Annotated in this window: 13 protein-coding genes; 9 read left to right on the top strand and 4 right to left on the bottom strand. The window is 66.4% G+C overall.

What is annotated here, in order from left to right:
- The first annotated feature begins 599 nt into the window (after nucleotides 1-599).
- From ACQKDV_RS08985 to ACQKDV_RS08995, 3 genes are all read left to right on the top strand, one after another.
- Nucleotides 600-5,180: a YadA-like family protein gene (locus ACQKDV_RS08985; RefSeq protein WP_427783413.1), complete on the top strand. Its 4,581-nt coding sequence runs from the start codon at nucleotides 600-602 to the stop codon at nucleotides 5,178-5,180.
- A 73-nt stretch (nucleotides 5,181-5,253) separates the two neighbouring features.
- On the top strand, nucleotides 5,254-6,084 hold the full coding sequence (locus tag ACQKDV_RS08990) for an OmpA family protein (RefSeq protein ID WP_427783414.1): 831 nt from the start codon (nucleotides 5,254-5,256) through the stop codon (nucleotides 6,082-6,084).
- 122 nt (nucleotides 6,085-6,206) lie between these two features.
- Complete coding sequence (locus ACQKDV_RS08995; protein WP_427783415.1) at nucleotides 6,207-6,497, top strand: DUF6959 family protein; 291 nt, start codon at nucleotides 6,207-6,209, stop codon at nucleotides 6,495-6,497.
- An 84-nt stretch (nucleotides 6,498-6,581) separates the two neighbouring features.
- On the opposite strand, the gene ACQKDV_RS09000 is transcribed toward ACQKDV_RS08995, so the two are convergent.
- The 3 genes from ACQKDV_RS09000 to ACQKDV_RS09010 all read right to left on the bottom strand — a co-directional run bounded on the left by ACQKDV_RS09000 (nucleotide 6,582) and on the right by ACQKDV_RS09010 (nucleotide 11,291).
- Complete coding sequence (locus ACQKDV_RS09000; protein WP_427783416.1) at nucleotides 6,582-7,298, bottom strand: MgtC/SapB family protein; 717 nt, start codon at nucleotides 7,296-7,298, stop codon at nucleotides 6,582-6,584.
- Nucleotides 7,299-7,380: 82 nt separating this feature from the next.
- A complete protein-coding gene (locus tag ACQKDV_RS09005) occupies nucleotides 7,381-9,153 on the bottom strand; it encodes a chloride channel protein (protein WP_427783417.1) in 1,773 nt (590 codons plus the stop codon).
- A 62-nt stretch (nucleotides 9,154-9,215) separates the two neighbouring features.
- On the bottom strand, nucleotides 9,216-11,291 hold the full coding sequence (locus ACQKDV_RS09010; protein ID WP_427783418.1) for a TonB-dependent receptor family protein: 2,076 nt from the start codon (nucleotides 11,289-11,291) through the stop codon (nucleotides 9,216-9,218).
- 142 nt (nucleotides 11,292-11,433) lie between these two features.
- On the opposite strand from ACQKDV_RS09010, the gene ACQKDV_RS09015 reads away from it, so the two are divergent.
- Complete coding sequence (locus ACQKDV_RS09015; RefSeq protein WP_427783419.1) at nucleotides 11,434-12,354, top strand: M14 family metallopeptidase; 921 nt, start codon at nucleotides 11,434-11,436, stop codon at nucleotides 12,352-12,354.
- A gap of 202 nt (nucleotides 12,355-12,556) precedes the next feature.
- Nucleotides 12,557-14,536, top strand: a complete 1,980-nt coding sequence (gene betT, locus ACQKDV_RS09020) for a choline BCCT transporter BetT (protein WP_427783420.1) — start codon at nucleotides 12,557-12,559, stop codon at nucleotides 14,534-14,536.
- Between the two features lie 103 nt (nucleotides 14,537-14,639).
- On the opposite strand, the gene ACQKDV_RS09025 is transcribed toward betT, so the two are convergent.
- Nucleotides 14,640-15,617: a zinc-binding dehydrogenase gene (locus ACQKDV_RS09025; protein ID WP_427783421.1), complete on the bottom strand. Its 978-nt coding sequence runs from the start codon at nucleotides 15,615-15,617 to the stop codon at nucleotides 14,640-14,642.
- A 482-nt stretch (nucleotides 15,618-16,099) separates the two neighbouring features.
- Between ACQKDV_RS09025 and ACQKDV_RS09030 the strand changes: the two genes are divergently transcribed.
- The 4 genes from ACQKDV_RS09030 (at nucleotide 16,100) to ACQKDV_RS09045 (ending at nucleotide 20,352) form a co-directional block, all read left to right on the top strand.
- On the top strand, nucleotides 16,100-18,412 hold the full coding sequence (locus ACQKDV_RS09030; RefSeq protein ID WP_427783430.1) for a ribonucleoside-diphosphate reductase subunit alpha: 2,313 nt from the start codon (nucleotides 16,100-16,102) through the stop codon (nucleotides 18,410-18,412).
- Nucleotides 18,413-18,520: 108 nt separating this feature from the next.
- Nucleotides 18,521-19,561 (top strand): ribonucleotide-diphosphate reductase subunit beta, encoded by a 1,041-nt coding sequence (locus ACQKDV_RS09035; protein WP_427783422.1) that lies wholly within the window; start codon nucleotides 18,521-18,523, stop codon nucleotides 19,559-19,561.
- Complete coding sequence (locus tag ACQKDV_RS09040) at nucleotides 19,542-20,054, top strand: flavodoxin (protein ID WP_427783423.1); 513 nt, start codon at nucleotides 19,542-19,544, stop codon at nucleotides 20,052-20,054. The genes ACQKDV_RS09035 and ACQKDV_RS09040 overlap by 20 nt, the downstream gene beginning before the upstream one ends.
- A complete protein-coding gene (locus tag ACQKDV_RS09045) occupies nucleotides 20,026-20,352 on the top strand; it encodes a thioredoxin family protein (RefSeq protein WP_427783424.1) in 327 nt (108 codons plus the stop codon). The genes ACQKDV_RS09040 and ACQKDV_RS09045 overlap by 29 nt, the downstream gene beginning before the upstream one ends.
- The last annotated feature ends 220 nt before the right edge of the window (nucleotides 20,353-20,572 follow it).

The raw sequence follows: 20,572 nt of genomic DNA on the forward strand, positions 1-20,572 counted from the left end.
TCGTAGGCGCCATCCATGGCGCCTGCGGTCCTGCAAGCCCACACCGCCCCACCCCCGACAGTTTCCGAGTGACGGTTGGATTGGATTCCCGACGGCACTTTGTTCGATTGATTCGATCTAAATCAAGTTTCGTTACAATATTGCATTTCCATTATCTCGATCTAAATCAATTCGTATCGTGATCGATCATTTCTAGAAAGAATGAAATGAATCTTCCTGGCAGCCCGCAGGAAACTGTCGAAGGCGGGGTGGGTCCGGTTGAGGGGGCGTGAGCCGCATGGATGCGGCGACCGAGGCTACATGGACGTATTTACGCCGTCCCCCTCAACCGGACCCACCCCGCCAACCCACGGCTACCCAGCTTTTGACGTTGACGTTGAAGTTGCTTCAGCAGGTGCAGGGCGCAGCCCTGCCGAAAAAGCCCCTTCCTGCCGGTTTTGCGCATTCGGCTGCCGAATCCGGCCGTGGATTTGCCGGAATGCGCGATTGCCGTGCCGGAATGAAGTGCGCGTCCCCCGCCAGAAAGCGCGAAATGTCAGTCACCTGCCTCGCGGCACGTCCACCGACTTTCAAGCTGTACGCCTACAGGGGAAATGCATATGAACCACATCTACCGGCGCGTCTGGAACCGCCAGCTCAATGCCCTGGTCGTGGCCTCCGAACTGGCCACCGGCGATAGTGGCGGCACTGCCCAACGTGACCCGCGCACCGTCCTGCCGACCCCCACCGCTTTGTCGCTGGCGCTGCTGTGTGCGCTGGCCAGCGCCACGGCCTCCGCCGATGAAGCCAACCAGTCGCTGCGCGACCTGCAGGCGCTGGCGGCCAAGTACACCCAGGCCATGCCGGTGAAAGTCGATGCCGAAGTCGCGCTCGCCGCCGCAGCGCGCCAGGCGCAGACCGGCCCGGCCATCAGCACCGACGCGCGCATCGGCCTGCAGTTGAACACCACCGGCCTGCCGATCGTCAGGAACGTGGTGCCGGCGACCGTCAAGGTGTCACTCGGTGCGGGCAACGCGCCGCAGCAGGTGGCTGCACCGGCTGTGGCTGCCGATGTGAGCGCTTCGCCGGGACTGGGCAGCAGCGCCCGGTTCGAAGCCGCACTCGGTACGCAGGTGGCGGCACAGCCGCAGGGCTTCGTCGCGGCGGCCACCCACGCAGCGGCCACGGCGCAGATCGGCACGGTGGGCACACCGTTGGCCAGCGTGCAGACCAAAGCAGCGGTTGCAGCGAACGTCGACGCAACGCCGGCCCCTTCACTGGCCAGGATGAAGATGGCGGTCGACAGCCAGATTGATGCGAAGCCGGCACTGGCCGGGCATGCCATCGAAGGGCAGGGCCAGATGGCGGCAGCGGCATCGGCCACACTGCCGGCCAAGGAAGAACGGCCTGGCGACACCGACGATCACGCGTTGACCGCCAGCATCGACGGCAGCGTCGCCGGTAAGGTGCGCGTGCTGGACGTGGACGCCCGGGACGTGGTGGCCGACCGCAATCTGAAACTGGCCGGTACCACGGCGGTGAACGCGCAGACCTCCTCACTGGGTCTGGGCGGTCTGCTCACGGGCGTTGGCAGTGCGCTGGACGGCATCGGCAACGCGGTCGGCAGCCTGGTTGGTGGTGACCTCAACGGCACCGTCAACAACCTGGGCGGTGCCGTCGGCGGTCTGCTCGGCAACACCCTGGGCGGCCTCGGCCTGACTCAGCCGTCGCCGATTCCGGCAAACAGCCCCAAGGCACCGGCCGCTGCCGATCCCAATGCCGGGCTCATCGTCGGCACCGGCGGCCTGGTCGGTGGTGTCAGCGTGCTCATCGGCCCGACCATCGACAGCCTGTTCGGTGGCAGTGGCTATCTGTCCAACGGCAATACCAAGGTCAGCACGGCCAACATCATGCAGACCTATTCGACGGTGAACGTGCTGGGCCTGCCGACGGTCAATGCCACGCCGGTCGGTACCACGCTCAATGGCCTCGGCGGTGCGGTCACCGGCGGCAGCTCGCATCTCACCCTGATCGGCGGGGTCACCTCGGACAGCTACATCTACAACATCAACAACGGCAATCCTGGCGGCCTGCTCGGCCTGCTGCTGCCGAAGGATTCGCCGGAATGGGCGGCCAAGTGCCTGAACGTCCTCGGTGTGGCCGACATTTCCTGCTGGGCAGTCAATGCCGCGCAGGACTACCAGGTGCTGATGGGCGATGGCGCCTTCGCCAACGGGTCGAAGGAAGTGGTGATCGGCGCCAATGCCCGCCATGAACTGCCGAAGGTGGATGCCAACGTCGCCTTCCCCGGCGACGGCACCAACCATGCGACCAACCCCACCGGTGTGCCCACCGCGGACTACGCCGCCCGCATGGGCCACTCGGTGATCGTCGGTGACAGCGCCGTGGGTACCGCCAACGGGCAGACCCTGCTTGGCGCCGAGGCCACCTCCAACCAGGCCAACTCGGTCGCGCTGGGCTACCGCTCGGCGGCACTGCGCGGCGCGCAGGCCAGCTACAGCGCCTTCGGCCTGACCACGCCGCAGGTTTCCGCCGGTGAAGTCTCGGTGGGTACGACCAACGGCGGCGAGCGGCAGATCACCAACCTGGCCGCCGGCAGCGCCGGCACCGATGCGGTCAACGTCGCCCAGTTGCAGGGCGCGATCAGCCAGATCGATGCGCTGGGCGATGTGGCAGTGACGTACGACCTGGACGAACTCGGCAACCCGGATTATCGCCGGGTCACCCTGGGTGGGGGGACTGGCACCACCACTCTGGCCAACCTCGCTGCAGGCGCTCTCAGCGCCACCAGCACCGAAGCGGTCAATGGCAGCCAGCTGTTCACCAGCAATGATGCGATCACCCGCTTCTTCGGCGGCCGCACTGCCTTTGATCCGGGCACCGGTGCCTTCACCGCGCCACTGTTCGAGATCAGCACCATTTCCAGCGATGGCGCCATTGCACAGGAAGGGTATGAGAACGCCACCGATGCGTTCGACGCAGTCGATGGTTCCCTGGTCAACCTCAACACACAGATCAACGACATCCGTGACGGCGGTACCAAGTACCTGCGGGTGAACTCCACCGGCCTCGAAGCGGTGGCCACCGGCGCGGATTCCATCGCCGTGGGTAGCAACGCACAGGCCAACGCTGCCAACAGCATCGCGATGGGTGCCAACAGCATCGCCGAGCGCGACAGCAGCGTGTCCGTCGGTGCTGCGGGTGCCGAACGGCAGATCACCCATGTGGCCGCTGCCACCGAAGCGACCGACGCGGTCAATCTGGGCCAGCTGCAGGCCTCGGAGCAGGGTGCATTGCGCTACGACGTCAACGCCGATGGCAGCGTCAACTACGCCAGCGCCACGCTGGGGCAGGTCGGCACTGCCACCACGCTGCGCAACCTGGGGCCGGGTGAAGTCAGCGCGGCCAGCAGTGATGCGATCAACGGTGCCCAGCTGTTCGCCGCCAACCAGACGCTGGCCAACCACCTTGGCGGTGGCGCGACCGTGGATGGCAATGGCGTGGTGACCGCACCCACCTACACCATCAACAACGTGGCCGCGAACGGCGCGGTGACCCAGGGCAGCTACAACGACGTGGGCAGTGCCTTCGACGCAGTCAGCACCTCGCTGGCCAACGTCGCCGACCAGACCGAGGATCTGGACACGCGTGCTGTGAAGTACGACGTGGACGGGAGCGGCAACATGATCGACTCGGTCACCCTCAGCGGCACCGGCGGCGCGCCGGTGAAGCTGACCAATGTCGCGGCGGGCAACATCCTGGCCGGCAGCAGCGATGCCATCACCGGCGACCAGCTGTTCGCCACCCACGCCACCCTCGCCAGCTACTTCGGTGGCAGCACGGCCTACGACGGCAGCACGTCACTCTGGACCGCGCCGTCCTTCAACATTTCCAGCATCGCCACAGATGGCAGCATCTCGCTCAACGATTACAGCAACGTCACGGCGGCGTTCTCGGCGGTCGATGGCTCGCTGCGCACGCTCAACCAGCGCATCGTCAACGGCAGCGCCAGCCCGTACCTGGCCGTCAATTCCACCGCTGCGGCAGCCACTGCAGCGGGTGCCGAAGCGGTGGCGGTGGGTCCGCAGGCCAGTGCGACCGGTGCGGCCAGCGTGGCGGTCGGCAGTGGTGCCAGCGCCAGTGCGGACAACAGCGTGGCCCTGGGCAGCGGCGCGGTTGCCAGCGTGGGTGCCCAGACCGGCTACACCGCAGCCTACGGCCAGGCTGGGTCCAGCAGTTCGGCCGGTGAAGTGTCGGTGGGCAGCAGCGGTGCCGAGCGCAAGATCACCCACGTCGCCGACGGCTCCGATGACCACGACGCCACCAATGTGGGCCAGTTGAACAACGGCGTGAACTACGCCATCGACCAGTCCAAGGCCTACACCGACCAGAAGATCCAGAACATCACCAACGTGGCCGGCAGCTTCCGCGCCAACAACAGCAACAACCTGGCCGATCCGGCCGCGACCGGCGTCAATTCCGCCGCCGGCGGTGCCGGTGCTTCTGCCGCCGGTGCCAACTCGACCGCGCTGGGCAATGGTGCACAGGCCCAGGCTGACAATTCGCTGGCATTGGGCGCTGGCTCGGTGGCCAACAGGGCCAACACCGTGTCGGTCGGTGCCGGCGGTGCCGAACGTCAGGTGGTCAACGTGGCCGATGGCAGCCAGGCCACCGATGCGGTCAACGTGCGCCAGCTGCAGGCCTCGCAGCAGGGCACGCTGCGCTATGACACCACCACCAATGGCGATACCAACTACAACAGCGTGACCCTGGGCAGCACCAGCAGTGGCCCGACCACGGTGCGCAACGTGGCCGCCGGTACCGCCAGCACCGATGCGGTCAACGTCGACCAGCTGCGGTCTGGCATGGCGCAGACCCTGGACTGGTCCAAGGCCTACACCGATGAGCGCATGGGCGGCTTCGAGCGCGAGCTGCGCAAGACCGACAACCGTGCTTCGGCCGGTATCGCCTCGGCCATGGCCACGGCAGCGCTGCCGCAGCCCAGCGAAGCCGGCCGCAACATGGCTTCGTTCGCGGCGGGCAGTTACAACGGTGAATCCGGCATGGCGGTGGGCATCTCCGGCGTGTCCGAAGGCGGCCGCTGGATCTACAAGTTCAGTGGCTCCACCAATACCCGCGGCGAAGCCGGTGTGGCGGTGGGTGCCGGCATCCAGTGGTGATCCGCATGGCCGGGCGGCACCTGTCGCCCGGCTCCGCAGGCCGCAACGCCGGCCTCGTTACAGGGGGAATGACATGACTGTTCAATCCATCGTGCGCAGCGGTCGCAATGCCGCCGCGCTGGTCCTGGCCGCTGGCCTGCTCGCTTCCTGCCGCAGCCATGCACCTGCGGCCGACGGACCCACTGAAGCTGCCACCGTGGCCTTCCCCGAGGCGTCGCGCGCCTCGTTGAAGGAGGGCATCTACCCGGACATTGCCGACCTGCGTCGCTTCGCGCCGGGCATGAGCAAGCGCCAGCTGTACACCTTGCTGGGCACGCCGCATTTCAACGAAGGCATGTGGGGCGTGCGCGAGTGGGACTACCTGTTCAATTTCCGCACTGCGCAGGGCGCGGAGTACTTCACTTGCCAGTTCCAGGTACGCTTTGACAGCAAGGGCATTGCCCAGGGCGGTTACTGGAAGCCTGCGTCGTGCGCAGCGGTACTGGACCCGCCGCGGCCACCGTCGCCTCCGGCACCGGCACCGCTGCCGGAGCAGCCGCTGCGGCTCTCGGCCGATGCCTTGTTTGCCTTCGACAGCGCCGTGCTCAGCGCCGAGGGCCAGCAGGCCGTGCAGGGCGTGCTGGCGCAGGTGCGCGAAGCCAGCCAGGTGCAGTCGATCCAGGTGGTGGGCTACACCGACCGCATCGGCAGCGCCAGTTACAACAAGCAGTTGTCGCAGCGCCGCGCCGAAGCCGTCCGCCAGGCGCTGGTGCAGGGTGGGGTGCCGGCCGCCAGCATCAGTGCGGAAGGCCGTGGCGCGGCCGAGCCGCTGGTGCAGTGCGGACAGGGCAGCCGGCGCGCGCTGATCGCCTGCCTGGCGCCGAACCGTCGCGTGCAGATTGCCGGCGTCGCCCATCCACGTTGATGTCTTCCCTGCCGGGATGGTCCGGCGTTCCCGGGTCCCCCCTGGTCGGCCGGCAGGCCGTGGCAACGTCTCCCCCGTTTTCCACGCCTGCCGGCAGACCAGGTTCTTCAACGGTGTGCACGATGAATGCTCAATGCCAGCCCTCGTCCATGAAGACCGAAGCCACAGTCAGCGTGTATGGCCCGCTCGGCAACCACTCGGTGGTGCGCATTCACGGCCGCCGCCTGCCGGGGCTGATCCTGCAGGCCGACACCGTGGCCGGGTTCCTCATCCAGCTGCAGGATGCCCAAGCCTGCCTGCGCAGCGGCCGCGCGCAACGCGCCGATGCGGAAATGGACATGCTGATCGACACGCTGCAGCAGTGGTGTGCGCTGATCGAATCGCGCCTGGCTGATGCCGGCGAGGCCCTGTAAAAAAGGGGGCAGATACCAGTAGATCCACGCCATGCGTGGATACGCAGAGCTGTCAAAACGACTTAATCCTCTCCGTCCCCTTTTTCAGTCGCGGGTGCTGACTTCCCAGGTAGCGTGCAGTACGCCTGGGACCTGCTCCATGCGCGCCAGCGCCAGGTCCAGTTCCTCGGCGCTGACGGCGGTGCTGACCAGTACGGCGATTACATCGGTCGGGGCGTCGGCATGCTCGACCACCTGCACGTCGCCCACCGGGTACTGCGCTGCCTCCAGCGTATCGACCAGGCGTTCGCGCACCCGCGGCACGGCCTCGGCGTCCACGCTCAGGCGCACCTCGTAGGTCGCCTCGCTGGCGGTTTCGTTGATCGGAATGCGGTTGATCGCGTTCACCAGCGGACGCAGCAGGGTGTTGCCGGCAATCACCAGCACCGCCAGCAGCACACCCTCGGCCAGCATGTCCGCACCGGTGCAGCTGCCCACCGCCGCCGAACACCACAGGGTGGCGGCGGTGTTCAGCCCACGCACGTTCATGCCTTCTTTCATGATGACGCCGGCGCCGAGGAAGCCCACGCCGGAAACGACATAGGAAATCACCCGCACCGCTTCAGCGCTGCCGGCGATGCGCATGCCCAGGTCGACGAAGGCCGCCGCGCCCACCGCCACCAGCACGTTGGTGCGCAGGCCGGCGGTGCGTTGCCGGTACTGGCGCTCGGCACCGATCAGCGTGCCCAGTATGAAGGCGGCCAGCAGGCTGACCACGGTGTCGGCGAAGGGGCCGGGCTGGAATGTGTCGATGAAACGCATGGCCGGAGTCTAACCCCTAAGGATGACAGTAGATCCACGCCATGCGTGGATGGCTTGGATCCACGCCATGCGTGGATGGGGTTCAATCGCTGTCTTCGACGCGCTCGCCCATCAACTCGCGCTGGCGCTTGTCCAGCTCTTCGGCATAGCGCTTGCGCACGAACGCCTCGGAGACCACGCCCAGCACCTGGCCATCATTGGAGACCACCGCCAGCTCATCGGCCTGGGTCTGGTCGAAGCGCTGCATGACGGTGACCACGTTGGCGCTGGCCGACAGGGCCACGTCACGGTTCTCGGCGAAATCGCCGACCACGGCATCCGCCTTGACGCCATCGCCGAACAGGCGCGGAATCTGAACGATGCCGGCGTAGTGGCCTTCGCTGTCGACCAGGATGACGCGGCCGCCGGAACCCAGCGGGAAGCGCTGGCGGAAGCTGGCCGTGTCCAGGTCGGCCGGGGCAGTGGCCACGCCTTTGCGCATCATCCGCCCGGCGCTGAGGTTCTGCACCCAGCCCACGTCGCGGGCGCTCCTGATGGTTTCCCCGCGCAGGTGCATGCGCCAGGTCGAGAACGAATAGCCGAACCACTGCCGCACCAGCGTGCTGGATACCAGCACCGCACTCATCACCACGCTGGTCAGCAGGAAGTCGTGGGTGCCTTCCAGCACCAGCATGGCCATGGTCATCGGCGCGCCGACCACGGCGGCGGCCAGCGCGGCCATGCCCGCCAACGCGGCCGATGTGGCATCGATGACCGGTACGCCGGTGGCCAGCGTCAGCAGGCCAGCAAACAGTGCGCCCACCAGGGTGCCCATGAACAACGAGGCGAAGAACAGGCCGCCGCGGAAGCCGAAGCCCAGCGAGATGCCCGAGGCCAGGCACTTGAGGGTCAGCAGGGCTCCGATCCAGATCAGCGGCAGGTGGGTGGTCAGGTCCAGGTGCAACGCGCCGTGGCCGGAGGACAGCACCTGCGGGCTGGCCATCGCCAGCGGAATCAGCAGCAGGCCGCCCAGTACCGGTCGGCCCCACAGCGGCAACGGGCTGCGCTTGACGGTGCCTTCGATCGAGGCGATCAGGCGCATCACCAGGATGCCGACCATGGCGCAGCAGCAGCCAAGCAGGCCGTAGATGGCATAGTCGGCGGCGCGCACGTCGATGGTGGACGCGGCCGGCAGCAGGTAGGCATCGATACCCGCCTGATCGGCTACGAATGCCCCCGCCAGCGCGGCCACGGCCACCGGTGCCAGTGCGGCCGGGGTATAGGCACCGATGACGATCTCGAACGCATAGAAGGCGCCGGCCAGCGGCGCACCGAAGGCAGCGGCAATGGCACCGGCCGCACCGGCGCCGACCAGGATACGCACGTCATTGCGGCGCAGGCGCATCACCCGGCCCAGCTGCGAGCCACTGCCGGCGCCCATCTGCGTGTACGACGCCTCCAGGCCCACCGAGGCGCCGCAGCCGTTGGAGACCAGGGTCTGGGCCAGCACGATCAGGTTGTCACGCATCGACATGCGGCCGCCATGCAGGGCATTGGCTTCCACGGCATCGAGCAGCGGGCGCTTGAGGCGGGTTGCGGCCAGTGCGATCAGGCCGACCACCAGGCCGCCCAGCGGCAGCACCAGCAGCGCGGTCCATGGCAGCGAGGGCAGCGAGCTCAGTCGCATGCCCTCGTCCAGACCGTACAGCGCGCCCTGCAGCCAGCGGGCAAGGCCTGACTGCAGCAGGGTCAGGCCGCCGGCGATCAGGCCGACCACCAGCGCCAGCGCGATGAACCACAGGTCGCTGCCACGCAGGCGCAGGCGCAGGCCCTGGAAGGCCAGATGCAGGCGCGATGGCGAAACGTGGGAGGACATGGTGGCGGCATGATACGCCGCCACCGTGATCGTTGCCCTCACCGCATCGGGCGGGTGGGCCCTCAGAAGCGGTAGCGGCCCTGCACGTAGAAGGTGCGCGGCGCGGCCACCATGCGCCCGGCATTGCCGTCGACATTGCGGGTGAACCAGCGCTTGTCGGCCAGGTTGTTGACGCCCACGGCGATCTCGCTGTCGCCCAGGCCGGGCACCTGCCAGGCCACCTGCGTGTTCAGCAGGCGAACGCCCGGCACCCGGCCCACACGCGCATCGGCGCTCTCGGCCCAGGTGTTGGCCGCATCGGAGTACTGGCCGCTCTGGTGCGTGCTGGAGAGGTTGAAGGTCCAGGCGGCGATGGCGTAGCGGGCGCCGATGCTGTCGGTGTCACGCGAGTAGAACGGCACATCCAGGCCGCGGTTCTCGCCGGACTGCTGGATCGCCTTGGTCCAGGTGTAGTTGGCGTACAGCTCCAGCCCGGCCAGTGCGCTGTCCTCGGCGAAGCGATACTCCACCGCGCTTTCCACGCCCTTGTGGTCGGTGGCGCCGATGTTCTGGAAGGTCGGCGGGGTGATGCCCGGCACCTGCTGGATCTGGTTGTCAAAGCGCATCTTGAACACGGTCACTTCCGCGCGCACGGCACCGTCCTGCCAACGCGCGCCCAGTTCGGTGGTTTTCGCCACTTCCGGGTTCAGCGGGTTGCTTGCGGTCTGCGAGTTCAGCTGGATGTTCTGCACCGGCCCGAACGAGGTGGTGTAGTTGCCGAACACGGTCAGCTGCGGGGTCAGCAGATAGGCGATGTTGAGCGACGGCAGCGCCTTGTCGTTGCGGCTGCTGAAGGTGGCGGTGCCACCTGCCTGGCGGCGGTCCATGTCGATCCACTCCATGCGCACGCCCGGAGTGATCCGCCACTGGCCAACGGCGATGCGGTCATCTACGTAGAACGCATGCGCGTCAGTGGCGTTGTCGAAGCGGGTGATGGCACTTTCCACGCCGGTACGACGCACCACGGTGTAGCTGCGGTCGTTGCCGCGCTCGCGCAGGAAGCGGTAGCCGGCGGTGATGTCATGCACGGTGCTGCCCCAGCGCAGGCGCTGGGTGTAGCGCGGCTCGATGCCCAGCACACGGTAGTCGCGCGGCTGCACGGTCAGCTGGGTATTGGCGGCATTGATCAGCGAGCTGGCACGGTTGCTTTCGTTGTAGTACGCCAGTACCTCCAATTCGCTGTCGGCCGACAGGGTATTGGTGTAGCCCAGGTCGATGCCGGTGCGGTGGCCCTTCCAGAAATCGGTGGGGCGGGTGTTCTGGAACGGATCGGCCTCGTACTGCGCGCGGGTCAGGCCGCCCGGGGTCAGCGAGCGCACGTCGTACCAGGACAGCTTGGCGCGCAGTTCCTGCTGTTCGTCGATGGCATAGGCGAATTTCAGTGCAAGGTCGTCGAAGCGGTCGTCGCTTCCCTGGCGCCAGCCGCGGCCATCCTGGCCGGAGTAAAGCAGCGCCACGCCCAGGCCGTTGTCGCCGGTGCCGCCGAGGAAGGCGTTGTACTGGGTGCTGTCACCGCCGCCGTGGTCGTAGGCGCTGTAGCGCACCCCGGCCTCGCCGTGCAGGCCGGCCTCGGTGGGAATGGCCCGCGTACTGAAATTGATGATGCCGCCGACGTTCTGCGGCCCGTAGCGCACTGCACCGCCACCGCGCACCACGTCGATGGATTCGATGTTGGACAGGCTGGTCGGGGCGAACGACAGCTGGGGCTGGCCGTACGGCGCCACCGCCAACGGCACACCGTCCAGCAGCACGGTCGAGCGCGGCGAGTAACGGCCGGTCAGGCCGCGCACGCCGATGTTGAGCGAGACCGAACTGCCAGCGGTGCCCGAGTTGTCGGTGACCTGCACGCCGGGAATGCGGCGCATCGCATCGCCGATGCTGGCCGCGCCGCTGGCGTCGATGCGTTGGCGGTCGACCACGGTGCGCGCGCCGGCAAAGTTCTTGACGCTGTCGTGCAGACCGGTGCCCAGCCAGCTGCCGGATACCTGGATGCTGTCCAGGGTGGTGGCGCTGTCCTGCGCATGGGCGCCGGCAGACAGGCACAGAAGGAGGGCGGCGGCCAAGGGCAGGCGGGCCGGGGGCAGGATCGGGGAAGACATGGTGGCGGGTGCGGAAGGGTGGTAAATGAGAATTATTGCTGATTCCATTCGTCATTGGAATGCACCCGTGGAAGGTCGCGCTGAACGGGCCTCCGGCCCAGTGCTAAAGTGCGCGATTGCTCCCTGAACGCCGAGAACCGCCATGTCCACTGCCGCTTTCTATCCCGTCGGAACCCCTGGCCAGCCGTGGGGCGCGGCGGAACGGGAGCAGTGGCGGGGCCGCCAGCAGCGTCTGCGCCGCTACGATCAGGACGTGCTGCCGCGCATCGAGGCATTGGCCGACCGCTTCGACAAGGTGGCTTACGGCCAGCTCGAGTACGCTGGCGAAACCTACACGTTGTACGCCCTGCGCAGCCGCGACTGGAACCCGGCGCTGCCGGCGGCGCTGGTCACCGGTGGCGTGCACGGCTATGAAACCAGCGGCGTGATGGGTGCGCTGGAGTTCCTCGAACAGCACGCGGCCGACTATGCCGGCAGGGCCAACCTTCTGGTGGCGCCGTGCGTGAACCCCTGGGGTTTCGAGCGCATCAACCGCTGGAACTTTGATGCGATCGACCCGAACCGGAATTTCCGCGCCGATGGTCCGGCCCGTGAATCGACCGCCGTCATTGAACTGATCGCCCCGTACCAGGGGCAGTTCGTGCTGCACATTGATCTTCATGAGACCACCGACAGCGATGAGAGCGAGTTCCGGCCGGCGCTGGCTGCGCGCGATGGCAAGCCGTTCGAGCCGGGGCTGATTCCCGATGGTTTCTATCTGGTGGATGACAGCGAGAACCCTCAGCCTGCTTTCCAGCAGGCGGTGATCGCCGCCGTCGAGCAGGTGACCCATATCGCCCCGGCCGATGAGAAGGATGAAATCATCGGCTCGCCGGTGGTCGCCCACGGCGTCATCGAATACCCGCTGGTGAAGCTGGGCCTGTGCGCGGGCATCACCGGCGCCACGTACACCACCACCACCGAGGTCTACCCGGACAGCCCGCGCGCCACGCCGGATCAGTGCAATGATGCGCAGGTGGCGGCGGTGCGTTCGGCGCTGGACTACGCGCTGGCCCACCGCTGATCGTAGAGCCGGAGCCTGCGCTCGGCTGGGACCCTGCAGCCGAGCATGAGCTCGGCTCTACAGGGATGCACGCCCCGGGCGCGCGCGTAACACGCGTGGCCTGTCCTGGGGCTGTCATCGCGGTGACGCACTTCATCCTGCGTCCACTGCCATTCATGCAGACTCGGTCGGCTTATCCCTGACCGACCGGAGATGGCTGCCGATGGATGCACTGGAGCCTGGACACACCCCGGTGCGCACCCTTCGGCCTGTATTCGCGTTCGCCGCGATTGTCGTCGTTGCTTTCGCACTGTTCGTCAGCCTGTTCCCGCTGGGTGCGGGCCGGGTGCTGGTCAAAGCGCAGGACTGGGCCGCCCTCAACGTGGGCTGGTATTACCTGCTGGCGATGACCCTGTACCTGGTGTTCGTGGTAGGCGTGGCCCTGTCCAGGTATGGCGGCATCAAACTGGGGGCCGACCATGACGAGCCGGAATTCAGTTACCTCTCGTGGGCCGGCATGTTGTTCGCCGCCGGCATCAGCATCACGCTGTTCTTCTTCTGTGTCTCCGAGCCGCTGACCCACTATATGCAACCGCCGCAGGGCGATGCCGCCGCCGGTGAGGCCGGTGCACGCCAGGCCATGCAGTTGCTGTTCCTGCACTGGGGCCTGCATGGCTGGGGCGTGTTCGCGCTGGCGGCCATGGCCATGGCCTACTTCGCCTACCGGCACAACCTGCCGCTGGCGCTGCGCTCGGCGCTGTACCCGCTTATCGGCAAGCGCATCAACGGCCCCATCGGCTACACGGTGGATGCGCTGGGGATCGTTGCCACCGTGTTCGGCATCGGTGCGGACATGGGCTTCGGCGTGCTGCACCTCAACGCCGGCCTGACCCACCTGTTCAACGTGCCGCACTCCAACCTGGTGCAGATCGTGCTGGTGGCCAGCATGATGGGCGCCGCCGTCGTGGTGGCCGTGTCCGGCGTGGAGAAGGGGGTGCGCTGGATGGCCAACATCAACATGCTGCTGGCCATCGCCCTGGTGCTGTTCATGCTGTGCGCCGGCCCGACCCAGTATCTGCTCAGTACGCTGATGCAGAACGTGGGCGATTACCTCGGCAGCGTGGTCGGCAAGAGTTTCGATGTGTATGCCTATGGCGGCCGGCCGCAATGGCTGGGCGGCTGGACGGTGTTCTACTGGGCCTGGTGGATCGGCTGGGCGCCGTTCGTGGGGTTGTTCATCGCGCGCATCTCGCGTGGCCGCACCATCCGCGAATTCGTGTTCGGCGTGCTGCTCATCCCGCTCGGTTTCACCCTGGCGTGGCTGTCCATCTTCGGCAACAGTGCGCTGGACCAGGTACTGCACCATGGCCAGCAGCAACTGGCACAGCTGGCCGTCGATGATCCGCCCACGGTGCTGTATGCACTGCTGGATGGTTACCCGTGGAGCCGTGTGGTGATCGCGGTGACCGTGCTGGTCAGTTTCATTTTCTTTGTCACCTCGGCCGACTCGGGCGCGGTGGTGCTGTCCACGCTGTCCTCGCATGGCGGTGCCCCCGAGGACGATGGCCCGCGCTGGCTGCGCGTGTTCTGGGGCACGGTCATCGCGGTGCTGACCGCCGGCCTGCTGCTGGCTGGCAGCATCGATGCGCTGAAATCGGCGGTGGTGCTGGCCTCGCTGCCGTTCTCGGCGGTGCTGCTGTTGATGATGTGGGGCCTGACCCGGGCGTTCAGCGATGAATCCCACCGCGAGCGTGCGCAGCAGTTCCGGCCCTCACCGCTCATCGGCGACGACCGTCATCATCAAGGCTGGCGCCAGCGCTTGAGCCAGGCCATGCACTTCCCGGTGCGCGACCAGGTCTACCGCTTCATGGATGACACCGTGAAGCCGGCGATGGAAGACGTGGCCGAGCAGCTGCGCGGGCAGGGCTGGGACGTGGCCACGCGCTTCGAAGCCGGTGACATGGAACTGTCGGTCAACCACGGCGAGCAGCAGGACTTCCTGTACCGGGTGATCCTCAGCGGCTACCTGACCCCGTCCTTTGCCGCGCAGCAACTGCGCAACCAGCGCTATTACCGTGCCGAGGTGCATCTGTTCGAAGGCAGCCAGGATTACGACCTGGTGGGCTACAGCCGCAAGCAGATCATCAACGACATCATCAGCCAGTACGAACGGCACCTGCAGTTCCTGCATCTGAGCCGGTGATGTGGAGGGAGCCGAGCGTGGGCTCGGCTCTACAACGACATGCAGCGATGGTCCTGGATGGTCCTGTAGAGCCGAGCCCTCGCTTGGCTCCTCCATCTGGAAGTCAGACCCGCAGCAGCACCTTGCCGCCCCGCCCGGACTGCGCCGCGGCAGCCACCGCCGCAGCCACATCGTCCAGCGCGAAGATGCCGTCCACCGGCAGGGTGAGTTCGCCGCTGGCCGCGCGCTGCAGCAGCTCACCCACCAGGCGGCGCTTGTCGTCCACCGCCATCGCCTGGCTGACCTTGCTTCCCCAGAAGCCCTTCACGGTGGCCTCCTTGTAGATCAGGCCGCTGGCGGGAATCTGCATCGCCTCGCCACTCATCACGCCGAACGACACCAGGGTGCCGTGCAGCCCCAGCAGCTCAACCAGATCGGTGCTGGCACGGCCACCAATGGAATCGACGGCCGCGGCCGCCTGCGTTTCGCCGGTAGCTTCGCGCACCCGGTCCTTCCAGCCGTCCTGCGAGGTATCGAACACGTGGTCGATGCCCAGCGCCTGCAGCTGCGCGACGGCCTTGGCATTGCGCACCAGGTTGGCCACCTTGACGCTGCGCGCGCGGGCCAGCATCGCCAGCGATTTGCCGACCGCACCGTTGGCGGTGTTCTGCACGATCCACTGACCGGCGTCCACCTGCAGGAATTCCAGCAGCATCAGCGCGCTCAACGGCATGGCGATCAGCTGTGCGGCGGTTTCATCCGGGATCGACGCCGGCATCGGGATGACCATGCGCGCCGGTGCAACGAAGGCCTCGGCCCAGGTGGCATGCACCGATGCGGCGGCCACGCGCTGGCCAATCTGCAGGCCCTCCACATCCTCGCCGAGGGCATCGATCACGCCCAGTGCTTCGCTGCCGGCAACGGCCGGCAAGGTCGGCTTGTGGCCGTACAGCCCGCGCACGGTCAGCAGGTCGTGGTTGTGGATCGGGGCGAGCGTGGTGCGGACGCGCACTTCGCCGGGGCCGGGTTCGGGCAGGGCGACACCGGCGAAGGCAAGGACGGTGGCGGGATCGCCAAAGGCGGAATACTGGGCGGCGCGCATGGAAGCATCCATGTAGAGATGGTGTGGACGCAATGTGGGGGCGGGCGCCGCGTCGACAAGGCGCGGTGGTGCAACACGGCATCCTGCGACGGATCGTCGCGGAATGCCACGATCACCGCATCTTGTGTTGACGATCTTGGATATCCCCATTATGTTGTGGCCGTCACTCCCGGCCAGCCGCCGCCGCCGGACATGCAGCAAACGTCCCGCGGCCCGCCCCTGAAGGCTTGCCGTGTCGACGCGGCCGCCATCGTGCGGACGCAGACCGCCCCCACGGTCCGGATACCGGCCGCAGGCGCAGGCTTATTGCCGACGGTCTGGCGTTCCCGCGCAATGGCACACCATCCCCGACTGCCCTGTGTGCCGGTATCGCGCGCAGGGCCGCCATGGCATCGACGCATTGAAGCGTGCGTGCCTGGAGACGCAGGACAATGACCGACAGTACCTACCGCGCGGCCGATCTGGCCGGCGCCGGCGACGCCATGCGCGCCGGTGGCGAGCGTGTGCCCACCTGGATCACCAAGGAAGCGGGCAACCGCCGCCTGCCGTTCGAGGCCGGGCGCCTGCAGCGCAGCATCGATGGCGTGCACGCCGAGTTCCCACAGCTGGACGTGAGCGACTACCGCCGCGTGGTGCAGGCGATGGTCGAGCGCAAGCCGAGCATCAGCGCCGATGACCTGGTGGACCTGCTGATCCGCGAGGCCGAATCGCGCGTGGATCTGGTGGCGCCGGAGTGGGAACAGTTCGCCGCACGCCTGTACCTGCGCCGTCTTTACAAGCGCGCCAGCCGCAACCGCTTCTACGATGTCAGCCTGAAATACGGTTCCTACGTGGGTCTGCAGGAAAGCCTCGCCGACCGCGGCGTCTACAGCAACGACATCCTGCGCTGCTATTCGAAGGACGAACTACAGCAGGCCGGGCAGATGATCGACCCCGAGCGCGACCGCCTGTTCGCCTACAACGGCCTGTACCTGCTGGCCACACGCTATCTGGCCACCGATGGCAGCCGCGAGGTGTATGAGCTGCCGCAGGAGCGCTGGCTGACCATCGCCCTGTACCTGATGCAGAACGAAAAGCCGCGTGAGCGCCGCATGCAGCTGGTGGGGGAAGCGTACTGGGCGCTGTCCAACCTGTACATGACCGTGGCCACGCCGACGCTGGCCAACGCTGGCAAGGTCGGCGGCCAGCTGTCCAGCTGCTTCATCGACACGGTGGATGACAGCCTGCAGGGCATCTATGACTCCAATACCGATATTGCCCGGGTGTCCAAGCACGGCGGTGGTGTCGGCGCGTACCTGGGCTATGTGCGCAGCAGCGGTGCGCCGATCCGTGGCGTGCCCAATTCCTCCGGCGGCGTGGTGCCGTGGATCAAGCAGCTCAACAACACCGCCGTCTCGGTCGATCAGCTCGGCCAGCGCAAGGGTGCGGTGGCGGTATACCTGGACATCTGGCATCGCGATATCGAGGCCTTCCTGGATCTGCGCCTGAACAACGGCGACCAGCGCCTGCGCGCGCACGATGTGTTCACGGCGGTCTGCGTGCCGGACCTGTTCATGGAAGCGGTGGAGCGCCGTGCCGACTGGTACCTGTTCGATCCGCACGAAGTGAAGCAGGCCAAGGGCTGGTACCTGCAGGATTTCTACGATGAAACGCGCGGTGCGGGCAGTTTCCGCGACCGCTATGCCGAACTTGTAGGCGACGAACGCATCAGCCGCCGCACCGTGCGGGCCATCGATCTGTTCAAGCGGATCATGGTCAGCCAGCTGGAGACCGGCAATCCGTTCCTGTTCTACCGCGATGAAGTGAACCGGAAGAACCCGAACAAGCACGCGGGCATGGTCTATTCCAGCAACCTGTGCACCGAGATCCTGCAGAACATGAGCCCGACGCGGATGATCCAGGAGATCGTCAGCGGCGACCAGATCGTCACCACCCGGCGCGCCGGTGATTTCGTGGTCTGCAACCTGTCCTCGATCAACCTCGGCCGGGCCATCACCGCGCCGGACGATCTGCTGGCCAAGGATGTGCTGGAGCGCCTGATTCCGATCCAGGTGCGCATGCTCGACAACGTCATCGACCTCAACGCACTGCCGGTGCCGCAGGCCACCATCACCAACCGCAAGTACCGCGCCATCGGCCTGGGCACCTTCGGTTGGCACCATCTGCTGGCGCAGCAGGGCATCCACTGGGAAATGCCCGAGGCCGAGACGCTGTCGGACACGCTGTTCGAGCGCATCAATTTCCTGACCATCCAGGCCAGCCTGCAACTGGCGCGCGAAAAGGGCAGCTACCCGATGTTTGCCGGCAGCGACTGGCAGACCGGTGCCTACTTCCGTGACCGTCGTTACGAAGGCGCTGGCTGGGACAGCCTGGCCCGCGACGTGGCCAGCCATGGCCTGCGCAACGGCTGGCTGCTGGCGGTGGCCCCCAACATGAGTACCGCGCAGATCGCGGGTTCCACCGCGTCGATCGACCCGATCTACAGCGCGTTCTACTACGAGGAAAAGAAAGACTTCCGCAGGCCGGTGGCCGCGCCGGGCCTTTCGCTGGAAACCTGGCCGTACTACGAGAAGGGCGCCTACAAGGTCGACCAGTTCGCCAGCGTGCGGCAGAACGCCCGCCGACAGCGCCACGTCGACCAGGCCATCAGCTTCAATCTGTACGTGCCCAGCACCATCCGCGCCAGCACGCTGCTGGAGCTGCACCTGAGTGCCTGGCGCGAGGGCTTGAAGACCACCTACTACGTGCGCTCCAACGACATCGACATCAGCGAATGCGAATGGTGCTCGAGCTGATCACTGGGACTGCTGTAGAGCCGAGCCTATGCTCGGCTCAGGCACACCACGGCCGAGCGTGGGCTCGGCTCTACAGATCCAATGCATGCAATACGAAGGCAGACGACCATGGCAACCCCCCTCGACCGCATCAAGATCCTCGAACCGCGGCACCCCAACCGCAGCACCGGCATCATCAACGGCCGTACCAGCGGCATCCTCAACTGGAACGATATTCCGTACCCCTCGTTCTATCGCGCCTACAAGGAGCTGTCGACCAACTTCTGGATTCCCGACGAAGTGGACATGAAGCTGGATGCGCGCCAGTACGGTGAATTGTCCGGGCGCGAGAAGAACGCGTATGACTCGATCATCGGCCTGCTGGCCACGCTCGATTCGCCGCAGACGCGCTTCATCTACAACGTGGCCGAGTACATCACCGATCCAGCCGCGCATGCCAACGCCGCCATCATCGGCCAGCAGGAAGTGATCCACAACGAAAGCTACAGCTATGTGCTGGCCTCGATCACCGATCTTCCCAACCAGAACCGGGTATTCGAACTGGCCCGCACCCATCCGACCATCATCAAGCGCAACGCACCCATCATGGGGGCCTATGACGATTTCATGCGTGAGAAGACCGCCGAGACGCTGCTGCGCTCGCTGATCCAGTCTTCGATCCTGGAAGGCATCAATTTCTATTCGGGCTTTGCATACTTCTACAACCTGGTGCGGCAGAACCGCATGACCGGTACCGGCAAGATCATCAGCTTCATCAACCGGGACGAGCTGGCCCACACCAAGTTCATCAGCGAAGTGATCCGCGCCATCGTCGGCGAGAACCCGGAACTGCAGACCGATGAACTGACCGCGTACGTGCACGGCGCCTTCGAGCATGCCATCGAACTGGAAACCCAATGGTCTTCGGAAGTGCTGGATGGGATCGACGGCATTGATGTGGACGAGATGGTGCGCTACGTGAAATACCGCGCCAACAAGATGGCCGGCATGCTGGGCATCGAGCGCCTTTACAGCGACACCACCGACAACGTGATGCCGTGGATCAAGGCGTACGCCGACAATTTCACCGAGACCAAGACCGATTTCTTCGAGATGCGCAATGCAAGCTACAAGAAGACCAACGTCGACAATGGCTTCGACGACCTCTGAGCGCGGCGAGGCGCTGCGCATCCTGGTGGTGGTGGCCTCGCTCAGTGGCAATACCCGCGAGCTGGGCCGGCACATCCAGGCGCGCTGCCAGGCGGCCGGGCATGCGGTGTACTGGCAGGAGGCCGATGACCCCCGCAAGGCCGCACCGCTGGGCGCCGATGACGCCGACCTGGTACTGCTTGGCAGCTGGACCGACAACGCCGGGCGCACGCCTGCGGAGATGAAGGCCTGGGTGGCCGGCATTGCCGAACGTGGGGAGCGGCTGCGGCAGGTGGCGGTGTTCGGCACGGGCGAGACGCAGTGGGGGCAGGAGTACTACTGCGGCGCAGTGCACCGGCTGGTCCGCTACTTCCGCAGCGGCTATCCAGCGCTGGAGATCGAGCAGATGCCGCATGGCGAGCGCCATGCCGCGGCCATCGACGCCTGGACCGACGCGGTCCTGGCCCACTACAGGAGCACCTGCGATGCAGATCATCGACGCCACCACGCCTGAGCAGTTCCAGCAGTTGCTGGCCGAGCACCCGCGCGTGCTGGTGGATTTCCACAAGGAGCAGTGCCCGGGCTGCCGCATGCTGGAGATGTCGCTGCACCGGGTGGCCAACAGCGTGGCGGGGCAGGGTACAACCCTGCTGCGCGTGCAGCTGGAGGTGGTGGGCGAGGCATTCTTCCGCGAGCTGGGTCTGCGGCAGACGCCGACGTTGTCGCTGTTCCGCGACGGGGATGAGCGGCAGCGGTTGGCCGGGTTCCAGTCGCCGCAGCAGATTGAAGCGGCGATTGCGTTGCATCTGTAGAGCCGAGCCCATGCTCGGCTGCCGTTTGGCGCGGTGCGCGATCAAAAGCATCCACGCATGGCGTGGATCTACTGGAGCCGAGCCCATGCTCGGCTGCCGTTTGGCGCGGTGCGCGATCAAAAGCATCCACGCATGGCGTGGATCTACTGGAGCCGAGCCCCCGCTCGGCTGCCGTTGGCGCGGTGCGCGATCAAAAGCATCCACGCATGGCGTGGATCTA

The organism is Stenotrophomonas sp. NPDC077659 (assembly GCF_050268705.1).
GTDB lineage: Bacteria > Pseudomonadota > Gammaproteobacteria > Xanthomonadales > Xanthomonadaceae > Stenotrophomonas.

Excerpts from the sequence above, each read along its gene's own strand:
- ACQKDV_RS09035 (WP_427783422.1), top strand. The coding sequence starts at position 18,521 with ATGGCAACCCCCCTCGACCGCATCAAGATCCTCGAACCGCGGCACCCC.
- ACQKDV_RS09000 (WP_427783416.1), bottom strand. The coding sequence starts at position 7,298 with ATGCGTTTCATCGACACATTCCAGCCCGGCCCCTTCGCCGACACCGTG.
- ACQKDV_RS09030 (WP_427783430.1), top strand. The coding sequence starts at position 16,100 with ATGCGCGCCGGTGGCGAGCGTGTGCCCACCTGGATCACCAAGGAAGCG.
- ACQKDV_RS09045 (WP_427783424.1), top strand. The coding sequence starts at position 20,026 with ATGCAGATCATCGACGCCACCACGCCTGAGCAGTTCCAGCAGTTGCTG.
- ACQKDV_RS08990 (WP_427783414.1), top strand. The coding sequence starts at position 5,254 with ATGACTGTTCAATCCATCGTGCGCAGCGGTCGCAATGCCGCCGCGCTG.
- ACQKDV_RS09005 (WP_427783417.1), bottom strand. The coding sequence starts at position 9,153 with ATGTCCTCCCACGTTTCGCCATCGCGCCTGCATCTGGCCTTCCAGGGC.
- ACQKDV_RS09010 (WP_427783418.1), bottom strand. The coding sequence starts at position 11,291 with ATGTCTTCCCCGATCCTGCCCCCGGCCCGCCTGCCCTTGGCCGCCGCC.
- ACQKDV_RS09025 (WP_427783421.1), bottom strand. The coding sequence starts at position 15,617 with ATGCGCGCCGCCCAGTATTCCGCCTTTGGCGATCCCGCCACCGTCCTT.
- ACQKDV_RS08985 (WP_427783413.1), top strand. The coding sequence starts at position 600 with ATGAACCACATCTACCGGCGCGTCTGGAACCGCCAGCTCAATGCCCTG.
- ACQKDV_RS08995 (WP_427783415.1), top strand. The coding sequence starts at position 6,207 with ATGAATGCTCAATGCCAGCCCTCGTCCATGAAGACCGAAGCCACAGTC.
- ACQKDV_RS09040 (WP_427783423.1), top strand. The coding sequence starts at position 19,542 with ATGGCTTCGACGACCTCTGAGCGCGGCGAGGCGCTGCGCATCCTGGTG.
- ACQKDV_RS09015 (WP_427783419.1), top strand. The coding sequence starts at position 11,434 with ATGTCCACTGCCGCTTTCTATCCCGTCGGAACCCCTGGCCAGCCGTGG.
- betT (WP_427783420.1), top strand. The coding sequence starts at position 12,557 with ATGGATGCACTGGAGCCTGGACACACCCCGGTGCGCACCCTTCGGCCT.